Annotated in this window: 11 protein-coding genes; 10 read left to right on the top strand and 1 reads right to left on the bottom strand. The window is 67.7% G+C overall.

Annotated elements, in window-relative coordinates; all coding sequences use genetic code 11:
- The first annotated feature begins 244 nt into the window (after positions 1-244).
- Together ACSFB7_RS31915 and ACSFB7_RS31910 are read left to right on the top strand one after the other, a co-directional pair.
- The gene (locus ACSFB7_RS31915; protein WP_435476354.1) at positions 245-1,486 is read left to right on the top strand and encodes an MFS transporter; all 1,242 of its coding nucleotides are present in this window, start codon (positions 245-247) and stop codon (positions 1,484-1,486) included.
- 106 nt (positions 1,487-1,592) lie between these two features.
- The gene (locus tag ACSFB7_RS31910; protein ID WP_435476353.1) at positions 1,593-2,261 is read left to right on the top strand and encodes a hypothetical protein; all 669 of its coding nucleotides are present in this window, start codon (positions 1,593-1,595) and stop codon (positions 2,259-2,261) included.
- A gap of 24 nt (positions 2,262-2,285) precedes the next feature.
- Here the strand turns inward: ACSFB7_RS31910 and ACSFB7_RS31905 are convergent, their stop codons facing one another.
- Complete coding sequence (locus ACSFB7_RS31905; protein ID WP_435476352.1) at positions 2,286-4,481, bottom strand: TonB-dependent siderophore receptor; 2,196 nt, start codon at positions 4,479-4,481, stop codon at positions 2,286-2,288.
- 256 nt (positions 4,482-4,737) lie between these two features.
- Between ACSFB7_RS31905 and ACSFB7_RS31900 the strand changes: the two genes are divergently transcribed.
- The 8 genes from ACSFB7_RS31900 (at position 4,738) to ACSFB7_RS31865 (ending at position 15,795) form a co-directional block, all read left to right on the top strand.
- Positions 4,738-5,658: a LysR family transcriptional regulator gene (locus ACSFB7_RS31900; protein WP_435476351.1), complete on the top strand. Its 921-nt coding sequence runs from the start codon at positions 4,738-4,740 to the stop codon at positions 5,656-5,658.
- 106 nt (positions 5,659-5,764) lie between these two features.
- A complete protein-coding gene (locus ACSFB7_RS31895; protein ID WP_435476350.1) occupies positions 5,765-7,822 on the top strand; it encodes an FUSC family protein in 2,058 nt (685 codons plus the stop codon).
- Positions 7,816-8,010, top strand: coding sequence for a DUF1656 domain-containing protein (locus tag ACSFB7_RS31890; protein ID WP_435476349.1), 195 nt, complete (start codon positions 7,816-7,818; stop codon positions 8,008-8,010). Before ACSFB7_RS31895 ends, ACSFB7_RS31890 begins: the two co-directional genes overlap by 7 nt.
- 15 nt (positions 8,011-8,025) lie before the next feature.
- Positions 8,026-8,955: an HlyD family secretion protein gene (locus ACSFB7_RS31885; RefSeq protein ID WP_435476348.1), complete on the top strand. Its 930-nt coding sequence runs from the start codon at positions 8,026-8,028 to the stop codon at positions 8,953-8,955.
- A 7-nt stretch (positions 8,956-8,962) separates the two neighbouring features.
- Positions 8,963-10,387, top strand: a complete 1,425-nt coding sequence (locus tag ACSFB7_RS31880) for an efflux transporter outer membrane subunit (protein WP_435476347.1) — start codon at positions 8,963-8,965, stop codon at positions 10,385-10,387.
- Positions 10,388-11,074: 687 nt separating this feature from the next.
- Positions 11,075-13,747: a pyruvate dehydrogenase (acetyl-transferring), homodimeric type gene (gene aceE, locus ACSFB7_RS31875; protein ID WP_435476346.1), complete on the top strand. Its 2,673-nt coding sequence runs from the start codon at positions 11,075-11,077 to the stop codon at positions 13,745-13,747.
- Between the two features lie 149 nt (positions 13,748-13,896).
- Complete coding sequence (locus ACSFB7_RS31870) at positions 13,897-14,652, top strand: SDR family oxidoreductase (RefSeq protein ID WP_435476345.1); 756 nt, start codon at positions 13,897-13,899, stop codon at positions 14,650-14,652.
- Between the two features lie 204 nt (positions 14,653-14,856).
- Positions 14,857-15,795, top strand: coding sequence for a LysR substrate-binding domain-containing protein (locus ACSFB7_RS31865; protein ID WP_435476344.1), 939 nt, complete (start codon positions 14,857-14,859; stop codon positions 15,793-15,795).
- Positions 15,796-15,803: the final 8 nt, after the last annotated feature.

Genomic DNA, 15,803 nt, shown 5'->3' with positions numbered 1-15,803 from the left:
GCTGTCGAGAGGCAGTGTGCGCGACACAAGTGAAGTCGACGTGAAGTCCGTGCGGGAGTTCCGTGAAACGATACCTGCCGTCTTGCTGCATGCCACTCTTCGGGCGAACCAGGCATGCGCCAACCGGCGGGGCGCGGTCGCTCCGGGCCTGAGGTCCTGCAGAAATCCTGCATCGGCGAGACAATCGCCGGGCCTTGGTCCGCCCGGCGGGTGGGGGCAACAACCCGAACCCTTCTTTCCGCGCATGTCTTCCCCGCCTGCTGCCTCGACCTCGTCCCCGGCTTCCTCGTTCTCTTTGTGGCGCATCGCCATACCGGCTTTCGCGCCTTCGCTGCTGTTCGGATTGGGCGAGGGCGCCATCCTGCCGATCGTGCCGTTGACGGCGCGCGACCTGGGCGCTTCCGTGCCCATGGCCGCGCTGGTGATCGCGATGATCGGCATCGGCTCGCTGTTCAACAACATCCCCGCCTCGATGATCACGATGCGATGGGGCGAGCGCTGGGCCATCGTCGCGGCGGGCGTGTGGAGCGCCCTGGGCATGCTCCTGTGCGTGCTGACTTCGCACCTGGGCCTGTTCGCCACGGGTTGCTTCATGGTGGGCATGTCGCAGGCGGTCTACAACCTGGCGCGCCAGAGCTACATGACCGAGGCGGTGCCCGTCGAGTACCGTGCGCGGGCACTGTCGACGCTGGGTGGCGTCATGCGCATCGGCATGTTCGCCGGGCCTTTTCTCGCGGCGGGCGCGGTGCATATGTTCGGCCTGTCGGCGGCCTATGTGGTGGGCATCGTGGCGGTGATGGGGGCCGCGGCCATCGGAGCCCGCATCCCCGACCTCGAAGCGCCGCCGGTTCCGGCCGGGCAGGCCGCGCCCGCCTCGACCTCGGTCCTGTCGACGCTGCGCGATCACCGCCGTGTGTTCCTCACGCTGGGTGTCGGCGTGATCCTGGTCAGCGCGGTGCGCGCTTCGCGCCAGGCCGTGATCCCGCTGTGGGCCGACCACCTGATGCTGGCGCCCTCGGTGGCTTCGCTGATCTACGGCCTGGCCGGTGGTGTCGACATGCTGGTGTTCTATCCGGCGGGCAAGGTGATGGACAGGAAGGGCAGGCGCTGGGTCGCGGTGCCGTCGATGCTGATCATGGGGTTGGCCATGTTGTTGATGCCGCTGACATCCGGCGTCTTCACGCTGCTGCTCGCCGCACTGGCCATCGGCTTCGGCAACGGCATCGGCTCGGGGATGATCATGACGCTCGGCGCCGACCATTCGCCGCGACACGGACGCGCGCACTTCCTCGGCATATGGCGGCTGATGTCCGATATCGGCTCCTCGTGCGGGCCGGCACTGCTGTCGCTGCTGGCGGGCGGCCTGTCGCTTGCCGCGGGCATCGCCGTGACCGGGCTGATCGCCTTTGCGGCGGCGGGCGTGCTGGCGTACTGGATTCCGCGCCACCGAAGCCCGGCTGGCGTGGGGCCGCGAGTGACGAGGTAGCCCGCTCGCGAGCAGGCCCGGCACGAGATCGGGCGCGCATCAACGGCGTGGCATTCAACTTCATAATCCAGGCCCTTCCCAGAAACCCAGACGAGTTGGAACGCCCGTGAGTGCTGCAGATTTTCTCTTGTCCCCCGCCGTGCAAAAGCTCATGCAGCTCGTGTATGCAGACCCCGACCACGCGTTCTCGGTGAGCGAGTTGGCGCAGCGAACGAAGCTGGAACCCGGCGAGGTCGATCAGACGCTGGAACACCTCGTCAAGAGCGGCATGCTCGCAAAGCAGCAGAAGGCAAAAGCGGAAGATCCCGAAACCGTCAAGGCGGACCCGTCGTTCATCTTCTATCGCGAACTGCGCAGCATCGCGCTGAAGTCGTTCGCCGCGGCCGAGCCGATCCGCGCCATGCTGCGCTCCAAGTTCAAGAACTCGGTCGTGCGTGCCTTCGTGCTGGGAGAGAACGACGACAGCGTCATCGAACTCCTGATCGTGCATGGCGCCATCACGCCCGACGAGGCTGCGATGACGGCTGCCTGCACGAAGCTGTCGAAGACCCTCCATCGCCATTTGCAGGTCCACGTGATCTCGATGGCCAGGCTCAACGGCCTGACGAGCCGCGACGCACTCGCCGCAAAGCTGGCAGCCGCTTCGGCGTTCGAGATCATCGCGCAAGGAGACACCAAGGCGCAGTTGCCAACCGAGCGGCTCGGCCTGCTGCAAAGCGCGAAGAAGAAGCTGGCGGCGCTGTCTCTTTCCCAGCACCGGGGCGGGTCGCAGTAGGGCGATCACGCGCCCCGCACGCCCCTACCAGCGATAGCCCACGCTGGCAGTCACCGTCCGGCGATTGCCATAGAAGCAACCGCCTTGCGAGAAGCAGGACGACACATAGGTCCTGTCGAACAGGTTGCCGATGTGGGCGGCCACGCGCCATCCCTTCAACGCCGGGCGGTAGGCGCCCAGGTCGTAGCCGAGCGCCAGATCGACCAGCGTCACCGCGGGAACACCGAAGCTGTTGGCGTTGTCGCCCGCGCTGCGGCCGATGTGACGCACGCCGCCGCCGATGCTGAGCCCGGCGAGGCTGCCATCGGCAAACACATAGTTCAGCCACAGCGACGCGAGTTGCCGCGGCACGGCGGCCAGCCGCTTGCCCACGAGGGTGTTGTCGGTGTCGCTCGCGATGGTGGTGTCCAGGTAGGTGTAGGCGGCCACCAGGTCCAGGTGATTCGTGAGGCTGGCGCGGCCTTCGAGTTCGATGCCGCGTGAACGGACCGCGCCGGTCTGCACGCTGTAGAACGGATGCGATGGATCGGTCGTCAGCACGTTGCGCTGCCTGATGTCGAAGGCCGACACCGCGAAGGAACTGTTGGAGCCCGTCGGCTGGTACTTGATGCCGACTTCCGCCTGCCGAGCCTTCGTCGGCCGGAACGCGTTGCCCGCGTGGTCGGTGCCTAGTGTCGGCTCGAACGACGTCGAGTAGCTGGCGTAGGGCGAGATGCCGTTGTCGAAAAGGTAGACCGCGCCGACCCGGCCGGTGAAGGCGCGGTCTTGCGTTCGCGTCGACGTGCCGCGCAGGCGGTCGTCCGTGTTCATGCGCGCTCGGTCCTGCCGTCCGCCGAGCGTGAAGGCCCAGCGGTCCCAGCGGATCTGGTCTTGCGCATAGAGGCCGATGCGGTCCGGCGTCTGGCGCGTGTGCTGCGCAAGCGGCGGAATGCCGAAGGGCTGGTTGTAGTTGGGCGTGCGGTAGTCGATGGGCGGCACCGGTCCGAAGCCCGATGCGTGCATGTCCGCGCTGGAGCGTTCGTACGACAGGCCCGCAAGTACCGTGTGCCGCAGCGCGCCGGTCTCGAAATTCGCCTGTGCCTGGTTGTCCAGCGCAAGGCTGTTCACGCGTTCGCGCGACCACGAGGCCGACCGGTCGAGCAGGCCCGGCCCCGATGCAAAGGGCGCGAAGTAGTTGACCGCCACGCCCTTGAAGTCCACATCGAGCCGCGTGTAGCGCAGGTTCTGCCGCACCGTCCAGGTGTCGTTGAAGCGATGCTCGAACGCGTAGCCGAGCATGGCCTGCTTGCGGCTGTAGTCGTCGTAGTCGGGTTGCCCCGCAAAGAAGCGGGTGGAGATGCGGCCCGCCAGGTTGGCCTGCAGCGTGCCCTTGGCGGGCAGCCAGCCCGCGAAGTTGTTCGAAGGGTCGTTCTGCAGGGAGGCGAGCAGGGTCAGGCGCGTGTCGGCGTCGGGCTTCCACTCCAGCGTGGGCGCGATGACGAAGCGTTGCTGCTTCGAGTGGTCCACCTGCTCGTCGACGCGGCGGGCCATGCCGTTCAGGCGGTACGACCAGGTGCCGTCGTCGGTGAGCGGTCCGCTGATGTCGAGCGAGGCCTGCGCCCGGTCGCGGTTGCCGCTCTCGATGGTCAGCTCATGGAAAGGCTGTGCCGTCGGCCGCTTGCTCACCATGTTGACGATGCCGCCGGGGCTGGCCTGTCCGTAGAGCACCGAGGCCGGGCCGCGCAGCACGTCGATGCGTTCCAGCGTCGAAGGATCGACCACCGACGCGGCCCAGCCCGCGCCCTTGGGCAGCGGCAGTCCGTCCAGAAACTGCGGATTGATGGCCGCCGCCGCGAAGCCGCCGAAGCCGCGCATGAACACGCTCTCCAGCACGCCGCCGATGCGCGAGTCGGCGTACACGCCGGGCGTGTAGCGCAGGCTGTCGCCCACGCTGTGCACGTTCTGCTGGTCCATTTGGTCGCGCGTGATCACCGATATCGCCTGCGGCACTTCGGCCAATGGCGTGTCGGTCTTGGTGCCGGTGCGGGCGATGCCGGCGACGAAGCCCTCGACGGGGCTGTTGCCGGTTTCCCTTTGGCTTTGGACCGTGACGGGGGACAGCGTGGGTGTTTGTGCGAAGCCGATGGCCGGCAAAGCGCACGCGACGGCAACGGCGAGCGGCAATGCGCGCGGCGTCGAAGGAAGGGTGTTGAATGAACGAAGGAGGGCAGAGCGAAGCATCGGGTGATTTCCAGGGAAATCGTGGGGATGGCGGCCAAGGGGCCCCGGTGCACGCAGCGTTCTTGCGCTCATGCCCGGTTGTTTTCTGAGAGAGGGAAATTCATTGTGTGAGCCGGTGCGGGCGCGGTAAATGCCGTGCGGCACATCCATCGATTGCGTCTGGCGCACCGGTCTTTTGCTGCGTTCGGCAAACGGCTGCGGCCTGCTGATTGCATGATGCGTACCCATCCATCGACAACGAACGAACGGCGACCGAATGACCTCACCCGACCTGAACCTGCTGATCGCGCTCGACGTGCTGCTGGAAGAAGGCAGCGTGGTCGGCGCCGCCCGCCGCATGAACCTGAGCCCGCCCGCGATGAGCCGCACGCTCGGGCGCATCCGCGAGGCGGTGGGCGACCCGGTCTTCGTGCAGGCGGGGCGCAAGCTCGTGCCCACGCCGCGCGCATTGGCGCTGCGCGCCCAGGTGCGCAGCGCGGTCGAGCTGGCAACGCAGGTGCTGGCACCGGGCACGCAGGTCGACCTGAAGACGCTGGACAAGCGCTTCAACGTGCGCGCCAACGACATCTTCGTGGGCGCCTACAGTGGCCGATTGCTGGAGGAGATGGAGCGCCACATGCCGCGCGCCATGCTGCGCTTCGCGCCCGAGGAAGACGACGTGGACGACGAGGCACTGCGCAGCGGCCGCATCGACCTGTTCATCAGCGCATCGCGCCGGCTCGGGCCCGAGATCCGGGTGCAGTCGCTCTTCACCACCACCTTCGTCGGCATGGCCCGTGAGGGGCACCCGATCTTCGACGACGAGATCACGCCCGAGCGTTTCGCGGCCTACCCGCACATCGGCGTGTCGCGGCGCGGAAAGTCGAGCGGGCCGATCGACACGGCGCTCGAAGACCTGGGGCTGCGGCGGCATGTGTCGCTCGTGGTGCCGACTCCGTATGCGGCCGTGTTTGCGTTGGCGGAGTCCGACCTGATCCTGCCGTTCGTGGAGCACCTGGCGCTGGGCGCCATCCGCAGCGGGCAGCGCGTGCGCATGTTCGACCTGCCGATTCCGCTGGAGACGGTGCTGATCACGCAGGCCTGGCACCCACGCTTCCAGAGCGATCCCGCGCACCAGTGGCTGCGCCGCACGGTGCGCGCGCTGTGCGCTTCGGCCGATGCCGCGCCGGTGGCCTGAGCGGCTGCCAACGCGTGCCTTTGGCGCACTTCACAAGTGCAAAGACTTCACTTTCCGGAATGACGCCGACTGCCTAAATTGCTCTCCTTGAAGTCATCAAGGAGCAATGCAAGTGCGTGAACTGGCGGTCAATTCCGCGGTGCTGTCCCGCATCGATTTTTTCACGCCGCGCGGCCGCTATGTGTTCACCTCGACGCTGGCCGCCGCGCTGGCGCTGGGCGTGGCCTACCTGCTGCAACTCGACACGCCGTACTCGGCCGCATCGACCGTGCTGCTGGTCATCAACCCCGTTCAGGGCGCGGTGATCGGCAAGGGAAGCTGGCGCATCCTGGGCACGGTCGTCGGGATGCTGATGGCCTTCGTGCTCATGGCCGCCTTTGCGCAGATGCCGCTTCTCTTCATCCTCGGCTTCGGCGCGTGGCTGGGCCTGTGCGTGGCCGGCATGACGCTGCTGCGCCACTTTCGCGGCTCGGGCGCCGTGGTGGCCGGCTACACCATCGGGTTGGCGACCTACGGTGCCATGCAGCATCCCGAGCTGACCTTCGAGCATGTGATCGGGCGCGGCTCGACCGTGGTGGTGGGCGTGGTCTGCCTGGGGCTGGTGTCGGTGCTGCTGGCCTCGCGCGGCGTGCGGGCGCGGCTTGAAGCGCAACTGATACGGCTCACATCGGCGGCCGGGCAATGGCTGGCTTCGCGGCATGCAGCGCCACCGTCAACGGCGCCCGATGCCGCGCACCACGCGCTGCTCACCGAGATCTACGGCATCGACGATCTGCTGGCGCTGGGCAAGGCCGAGTCCGAAGACCTGGCCCAGCGTGCCGCTGCCGTGCGCGAAGGCATGGTGGCGTTGTTCGGCGCGCTGGTCGGTGGTGCGCCGCCGTTGCCCGCGGGCAGTGCCAGCGCCGCGGCACTCGCCGCCTTGCAACCGGCACTGGAGCGGGCATGGGCCGATGCAAGCGCTGCGCTGCCAGCGGGCCCGAACGGAGCGGCCGAGGCGCGCCGCATCCTGCTTGCCGCACGCGGCCGGTTCGCCGAAGGGCTGGCGCAGGCATCGCTTGCCGATGCAACGCAGGAGGCCGCGTTGCTCATCACTGGCGACCGCCTGCTCGAACAACTGGACGACTACCTCGATGCGCTGCGCGGCATCGAGAGCCTGCACCACACCCGGCCCGGCCTGCACGGCGGCCAGGCACCCGTGCACTTTCATCGCGACTTCCGCAGCGCCTGGCACAACGGCCTGCGCGCCATGTTGGCCATCGTGGCCGCCGGTGCGTTCTGGATCGCCACCGGGTGGGACCAGGGCGACATGATGCTGCTGGTGCTCGCGCCCTATTGCACGCTGCTGGCCACATCGGGCAACCCGGCGGCGGGCGCGATCGAGTTCATCAAGGGCACGGTGATCGCGGTGCCCGTCGCGCTGGTCTGCGCCTTCGGCGTGCTGCCGCACATCGACGGCTTCCCGCTGCTGGTGGTGGTGCTGGCGCTGTTGTGGCTGCCCGGCATCTACGCGACCAGCGTGCCAAAGACGGCGCTGGCCGGCCTGGCCTACCTGGTGGCGGTCAACACGCTGGTGGGTGCGGGCAATCCGATGCATCTGGACCTGGTGCTCTTTCTCAACCAGTCGTTGGCCTGGGTGCTCGCGACCTTCGTGACGCTGCTGGCCTTTCGCGTCGTGCTGCCGCGCAACCTGCCGCGAGACATCGTGCGGCTGCGCCATCGGATGCGCGACGAGGCGCTGGGCCTGCTGCATGGCCGGCTGCCGGCGGCCAAGGCATGGCGGCATCGCCAGCAGCATCGCCTTGCGCAGGTGGGCACGCTGCTCAAGGCCGATCCGCCGCGCATGGCGCAGGCCATTGCCGAGGGGCTCGCTGCATTGCACCTGGGGCGCGAGCTGCTGCGCATACGCGGCAGCGCCGTGCCTGCCGTGGCCCGCGCAGCGGTGCACCAGGGCCTGCGCTTCATGCGCCGGCGTGCCGCATGCCCCGCCAAGGCCGCGCTGCATGCGCGATCGACCGCCCGTGCGCTGGCGCGCCTGGCCGATGCGCATGCGGCCGATCGCCAGCCGTTGCAACGCCTGATGGCCGCCTTCGCGGACGTGGCGAATCTGCTCGACACCCACACGGCCTTCTTCACATCCACCCCTGCGAGGCCGAAGCCATGCTGAGCGAAATTGCCATTGCGGGCATCTACCTGCCGCCGTTCTTCATCTACGCCTGTCTTTCAGTGCCGCTGTTCCTGGGCTTGCGCTTCGCGCTTGCGCGCAGCGGCGTGCTGCGCCATGTGTGGCACCCCGCGCTGTTCGAGTTTTCGCTCTCGCTGGTTCTGGTGTCCCTGCTCGTTCTCTATGTCTAGTTCCCGGATTTCCCGATGACGTTCGTCAAGCCATTCCTCAAGCCCTTGCTCCGTTCCCTCTCGACCTTGCTGATCGTCGCGCTGGTCATCGTGCTCGTGACCGCGCTGTGGCGCGCCTATGTGCTGGAGCCCTGGACGCGCGACGGGCGCGTCAACGCGCATGTGGTGCGCATCGCCTCCGAAGTCTCGGGCACCGTGGCCGAGGTCGCGGTCAGCGACAACCAGTACGTGCACGCGGGCGATCTTCTCTATCGCATCGATCCGCAGCGCTTCGAGCTTGCGGTGGCACAGGCGCAGGCACAGCTCAGCGTGAGTGCCGAGACGCTGCGCCAGCGCACGCAGGAAGCGCGCCGCCGCGCGGGCCTCGAAGACCTGGTGGCGAGCGAAGACATCCAGCGTGCCGGCCGCGCGGTCGCCATCGCCGAGGCGGAGCATAGCAAGGCCGTGGCGGCCTGGGAGCTGGCGCGGCTGGACCTTGCACGCGCCACGCTGCGCTCGCCCGTGGAAGGCTATGTCACGCACCTGCGCCTGCGCGAGGGCGACTACGCCACGGCGGGCAGCCCCGGCATCGCGGTGCTCGATGCACGCAGCTTCCGCGTCACCGGCTACTTCGAAGAGACCAAGCTGCGGCACATACGACCCGGCGCGCCGGTGCAGGTCAAGCTCATGGGCTACGAGCCGCTGCTGCAGGGCCATGTGACCAGCATCGGGCGCGGCATCGCCGATGCGAACGACAGCCCCGACGAGCAGGGCCTGCCGCGTGTCAGCCCCAGCTTCAGCTGGGTGCGGCTCGCGCAGCGCATCCCGGTGCAGGTGAAGATCGATGCCGTGCCACAGGGCGTGCTGCTCGCGGCCGGCATGACCTGCAGCGTGGACGTGGGGCCGCATGGCGAGCCCCGGGTGGCGCGCGGGCGGCTCGCGTCGTGGCTCCATGCGCTGATGTAGGCCACACATGAAGCACTCTCTTTCATTGATGGCCCTGGCCTGCGCGGCCGCGCTTGCGGGATGCACCACGGTCGGCCCCGACTACGTTCGGCCGCAGACGGTTCACCCGGCGGCCTGGTCCGAAAGCACTGGCAGCGCAACGACGCAAGCCGATGCGCGCTGGTTGCAGACCTGGTGGAGCGGCTTCAACGATGCGCAGCTCGACAGCCTCGTGGCGCAGGCGATGGCCAACAACCATGATCTGGCGATCGCACGCCAGCGCCTCATCGAAGCCCTGGCGATCCGCGATCAGGTGGCCAGCCGCGCGGGCCCGACCGTGGGCATCGGCGGCAAGGCCGAAGCGGGGCGTGCCAGCCGGCGAATCGACGGGCTGCCCGGCGGTCAGTCACGCACCTTCGGCGCAAGCCTCGATGCGGCCTGGGAGCCGGATGTGTTCGGCGGCACGCGCCGCGCCATCGAAGCGGCCGATGCCCATGCCGATGCGGTGGAGGAAGAGGGCCGCGCCGTGCGCATCGGCCTGCTGGCCGAGCTGGCTTCCGACTACGCCCAGCTGCGCGCGGCGCAGCAGCGGATGGTCATCGCGCAAGACAACGTCGCCAACCTGGCCGCCAGCCAGCAACTGGCCGAGCGCGCGTTCCAGCATGGCCTGGGCACTGACTTCGAGGTGGCGCAGGCACGCGCGGAGCGCGAGGCCGCACAAGCCCGCTTGCCGCTGCTCACCGCGGAGATCGCGCGCATGAGCCACGCCATCGGCGTGCTCGCGGGCGGCTTCCCCGAAGACCTGAAAGCCGTGCTCGTGCAGCCCGGCCCCGTGCTTGCGGTGCCGGCGGATCTGCCTGCCACATTGCCTTCGGATGTCATGCGCAACCGGCCCGACATCCGCGCGGCCGAACGGCGCCTTGCCGCCTCCACCGCGCAGATCGGCGTGGCGACGGCAGAGCTGTTTCCGCGCTTCAGCATTCCGCTGAGCCTGGGCACCACGGCGAGCCTGCTGCACAACCTTTTCTCCGGCGCGAGCGTGGCCTGGTCGCTGGCCGCGAATGCGAGCCACACCCTGTACGACGGGGGGCACAGGCGCGCGGGCGTGGTGGCGGCGAACGCCGTGGCCGAGGCCGATCGGCAGGCCTACGAGCGCAGCGTGCGGTTGGCCTTTCGCGATGTCGAGGACGCGCTGGTCGGCCTTCACACCGAGCGCGAGCGGCAGGTGTCGCTGTGCGCCGGCAGCATCGACAGCCAGCGTGCGCTGGACCGCGCCACGCGCCTGTATCGGCATGGCCTGAGCGGTTATCTCAAGGTGCTGGTGGCGCAGCGCACCGCCTATGAAGCGCAAGACACCCTGGCACGCAGCCGGCTGGCCGAGGTGCAGGAAACCATCGCCTTGTACAAGGCGCTCGGTGCGGGCTGGCAAGGCGCGTCGGCAGGCGCGGACTGATCGATGGATTGATGGATGGATGTCGCGCTTGCACGAGGCCCGTGGATTCACGGGCCTCTGTTTTTCTAAGCCGGCTTCAGTTCAGGTATTGCGTGGGCACTTCGCTGCTGAAGAAGGCCTTGCGGTCCACGTTCTGGTTGCGTGCGTGGGCCGCCTCGACGGCCTGTGCGCGCACGGCCATGCGGTCCGCCGTGCCGCTCGGTGCTTCGGCGCGCGCGCTTGCGCCGTCCGCGTAGGGTTGGGCTGCTGCGTGGCGGCGACGGCTTCGGCCTGCACGACGGCGCGGTCGCGTGCGCCGACTTGCGGCGTCACGCCTTCGTAGGTTTCCGCATGCAGAGGGCCTGCGAGCAGCGCGGCAAAGGAGGCGGCGGCAATGGGTCGGGGAATTCGCATGAAGGTCTTTCGGTGAAGTGCTGTGTGTTTCGGAATGGAGAAGAAGAGACGCCTGATCAGGGGATGGGAGACCACGTGAGTCACCCCATGGCGAGAAATTTAGGCGTGCACACGCGTTCCGAAAAGTGAAGTGTTTGCACTCGACCGATGCGTCGCAGGCACTCGGCGGTGCTTGCCATGAAGCCGGATGCCTCCTAAACTTGCTTTGCATATCGTGCGATACAAAATCACGATATGAAAAATAGATCCCGACCGGCAATCCCGCGGGATCGCATAAATCAACTGGAGCAAACCATGGACAACACACTTCGCGTCGGCGACCCCGATCCCCAGGAAACACAGGAATGGATGGAATCCATGCAGGCGGTGCTCGCCCATGAGGGCAGGCCGCGCATGCACTTCCTGCTCGATTGCCTGATCAATCAGGACCGCGCGGAAAGTGGCGGGTACATCTCGCCGGGCACCACGCCGTACATCAACACCATCGCCAAGGCCGGGCAGGTCGCATTCCCGGGCGACGTCGATCTGGAACTGCGGCTCGATGCGTACCTGCGGTGGAACGCGATGGCGCTCGTGCTGCGAGCCGGCAAGCATTCCGGCGTCGGCGGCCATATCGCGACCTACGCATCCGCCACGACGCTCTACGAAACCGGCTATCGCCATTTCTTTCGCGCAGCCTCGCCGGGCTTTCTTGGCGACATGGTCTACATCCAGGGCCACTCTTCGCCCGGCATCTACGCCCGCGCCTACATGGAGGGCCGCTTCACCGAAGCGCAGATGGACCTCTTTCGCCGCGAGATCTCGGGCGGCCCGGCTTCGTATCCCCATCCGCGGACCATGCCCGGGTTCTGGCAGTTCCCGACCGTGTCCATGGGGCTGGGCCCGCTGATGGCCGCCTACCAGGCGCGCTTCACGCGGTACCTGGAAGACCGCGAACTCATCCCCGCGCAAGGCCGGAAGGTCTGGGGGTTCCTGGGCGATGGCGAGCAGGACCAGCCCGAAACCCTGGCCGCGGTCGCGATGGCCGGCCGCGAGAAACTCGACAACCTGATCTTCGTCGTCAACTGCAATCTGCAGCGCCTGGACGGCCCGGTTCGCGGCAACGCGAAGATCATCCAGGAGCTGGAGAGCGTGTACCGCGGCGCGGGCTGGAACGTCGTCAAGGTCATCTGGGGCGGCGGATGGGACCGGCTCCTTGAACAGGATTTCGATGGCCGCCTGCAGCGGCGAATGATGGAATGCATCGACGGCGAATATCAGGTGTTCAAGGCACGCGGGGGCGCCTATGTTCGGGAACACTTCTTCGGTGCCGACCCGATCCTGTTGCAGCGCGTGGCGCACATGAGCGACGAGCAGATCGGCGCACTGGGTCGCGGAGGGCACGACCCGCTGAAGATGTACGCGGCCTACTCGGCGGCAATGCAGCACACGGGCCAGCCCACGGTGATCCTGGCCAAGACGGTCAAGGGCTACGGCATGGGGGCAGCCGGAGAAGCAGCCAACACCAACCACCAGCTCAAGAAACTCGGCGACCCGGCGGTGCGCGCCTACCGCGACCGCTTCAGCATCCCCGTGCCCGACGACAGGCTGGAAGAGATCCCGTACATCAAGCCGCCGGCAGGCAGCGCCGAACTCGCCTACTTCGAGGCCGGCCTGAAGCGCGCAGGCGGGTTCATTCCTTCCCGCAGCCCCGGGGTCGGGAGCCTCGCGGTGCCGCCGCTCTCCGCCTTTGCCGCGCACATGAAGAGCAGCGAAGGGCGCGAGTTCTCGTCGACGATGGCGTTCGTGCGGATTCTTTCGCAGCTCCTGAAGGACCCCCAACTGGGCCCGCGCGTCGTGCCGATCGTTCCCGACGAGTCGCGCACTTTCGGCATGGACGGCATGTTCCGCCAGGTCGGCATCTACTCGCATGTCGGTCAGCTCTACACGCCGCAGGATGCGGACCAGTTGAGCGTCTATCGCGAAGACCGCAAGGGGCAGATCCTTCAGGAAGGCATCAACGAGTCAGGTGCGATGTCTTCATGGATCGCGGCTGGCACGTCGTACAGCACGCACGGGTACGCGACCATCCCGTTCTACATCTACTACTCGATGTTCGGCTTCCAGCGCGTGGGCGACCTGGCATGGGCGGCGGGCGACATTCGCGCGCGCGGCTTCCTGCTGGGCGCGACTTCGGGACGCACCACGCTGGAGGGCGAAGGCCTGCAGCACGACGATGGCCACAGCCATGTGCTCTCGTCCGTCATTCCGTCGTGCGTGTCCTATGACCCGGCCTACGCCCACGAGATCGCCGTGATCGTGCAGGACGGACTGCGCCGCATGTACCAGGAGGAAGAAGACGTCTTCTACTACCTGACGCTCGTGAATGAAAAGACCGCGCACCCGGGAATGCCCACCGATGCCGGTGCCGAGGCCGGAATCATCAAGGGCATGTATTGCCTGCGCGAGGGCGGCGGTTCGGCGAACAAGCCTCACGTGCAGCTTCTGGGCAGCGGATCGATCCTGAAGGAGGTGCTGGCCGCCGCCGAGTTGCTGGAGAAGGACTTCGGTGTCACTTCGGACATCTGGAGCGTGACGAGCTATTCGGAGCTGCGCCGCGAAGGGCTGGAGGTCGAGCGATGGAACCGGCTGCATCCCACGGCCCCTGCGCGAACGAGCCATGTCGAGCAGTCCTTTGCGGGACGCAGCGGTCCGGTCGTGGCAACCACCGACTACATGAAGACCGTGCCCGACCAGATCCGCCCGTTCGTGACTTCGCGGCGCTACGCGGTATTGGGCACCGATGGATTCGGCCGCTCCGATACGCGCGAGGCGCTGCGCGGCTTCTTCGAAGTCGACCGCCATCACATCGCGCTCGCTGCATTGAAGGCACTGGCCGACGATGGTGTCGTGTCGAGCGAGCTTGCGGCCCAGGCCATCGCGCGGTACGGCATCGATCCTGAGGCGCAATCGGCGGCGCTGCCCTAGCAAGCGGCAACGGCGCGCATCTGGCATCGGGCGTCAGGTGCGGGCCGCGCATATGGTTTCTGACGCCAAAGCTATTGGACGCGCCGCGCCGAAAGTCGTCTCATGCCTGTGGCAACGCAACGCAACGCAACTCAGGAATGGAGAAGGACATGCCCGCATCGAACAAGGTGGCCATCGTGACCGGCGGCGGCCGCGGGATCGGCGCCGCGATCTCGCACGCTCTGGCGCAGGACGGCCATGCCGTCGTCGTCAACTATGCCGGCAATGCGGCCGCCGCCGAACGCACGGCCGCCGATATCGCGGCGCGCGGCGGCCGTGCGCTTGCGCTGCAGGCGGAAGTCTCGAAGGAGGCCGACGTGCTGCGCCTGTTTCGCGCGACGGACGCGCACTTCGGCGCGCCGACCGTGCTGGTCAACAACGGCGGCATCACGGGCGGCTTTGCTCGCGTCGATGAAGCCGGTGCGCAAATGCTCGAGCAGGTCTTCGGCGTCAACGTCATCGGCGCCTTCCTGTGTTGCCGCGAGGCCGTGCGGCGCATGTCGACCCGTCATGGCGGACTCGGCGGCGTGATCGTCAACGTGTCTTCCCGTGCGGCGCAGATCGGCGGTGGTGGTGAATGGGTTCACTACGCGGCCACCAAAGGCGCGCTCGACACGCTGACGCTGGGCCTGGCGCGCGAGGTCGCGCTCGAAGGCATCCGCGTCAACGCCGTCGCGGCCGGCCTGATCGAGACCGAACTCCATGCGGCGGCCGGCAAGCCCGATCGCACGGCGCGTCTTGCGGCCGGCATTCCGATGGGCCGCGCGGGCACGGCGCAGGAAGTGGCGGAGGGCGTGCGGTGGCTGGTCTCGCCGTCGGCTGCGTACGTCACGTCCGCCATCGTCGCGATCTCCGGCGGGCGATGACGAATCGAAGAACGAAGAGCGTGAGACAGCAGGCCACGCGTGTTCGATGGCTTTGCTACCCTGCGCGGATCGCGGGCGCGGGGTCTGCGTCGTGCCGGTTGTCTGTTCCCGAAACCCGGGGCTGGCCGCTCGATGCCTGAACTGCCGCAAGCGCCCGGCAAGGAGAGTGGATTGCGCGACGACGCTTCGACAGGAACCCCGCCAATGGACGATTCGCGGCCCGCGCATTCAGGCGGTCCGTCCGCCCGCCTGGAATTGCGGCACCTGCGCTACTTTCGTGCCGTGGCCGAGGAGCTGAGCTTCACCCGCGCGGCGGATCGCCTTCACATCGCGCAACCGCCGCTGAGCCAGCAGATTCGGCAGCTCGAAGAAGAGCTGGGCGTGCACCTGATCGACCGGGACAATCGCCCGCTGCGATTGACCGAAGCCGGGGCGCTTCTGCTCGAACGCACGGTCGCCGTGATGTCGCAGCTCGACGCATCGGTCGAAGACGTGCGGCGCATCGGCCGGGGCCAGAGCGGCAAGCTGAGCATCGGCTTCGCCGGGTCCGCGATGTACAGCGTGCTGCCGGACATCCTCAACGCGTATCGCGACGCCTGCCCGGGCGTCGAACTCGCGTTCAGCGAAATGCTGGCGGCTGAAATTGCCGATGCCTTGTCCAGGCGTGTGATCGACGTGGGCTTCTCACGCCCCGGCCTTGCGGCGGACGACAGCATCGAGCAGCGGCTGCTGGTCACCGAACCGTTGATGGCCGCGGTGCCCACGCGGCACGCGCTCGCAGCGGCGGCCACGGTACCGATTGCCGATCTGCAGGGCCAGGTCGCGATCCTCTACCCGCGGCATCCGAAACCCAGCCTCACCGACCTGATCCTGCAGGAACTCGGCGCACACGGCGTCGCGCTCGAAATCAGGCAGGAGGCGCCCAACATGCAAACCGCGCTCGGCCTCGTGGCCGCGGGCGTCGGCATCACCTTCGTGCCGGCCAGCGTCTGCCAGCAGGGGCGCAGCGGCGTGCGTTTCATGAGCATCGAGCCGCAGGTGCTGACCTCGCCCATGACGATGGTGTGGCGCAGGCATCAATCGAGCGTTGCGCTGACCCACTTCGTGCGGGTTGTCGAGTCGCTCGACGCGCCGGCGTCCTGAGCGGCTGC

Origin of the sequence: Variovorax raffinosi (assembly GCF_051216615.1) — a bacterium.
In the GTDB taxonomy this organism is placed as follows: domain Bacteria; phylum Pseudomonadota; class Gammaproteobacteria; order Burkholderiales; family Burkholderiaceae_C; genus Variovorax.
This window is presented reverse-complemented; position numbering and strand designations above follow the sequence as displayed.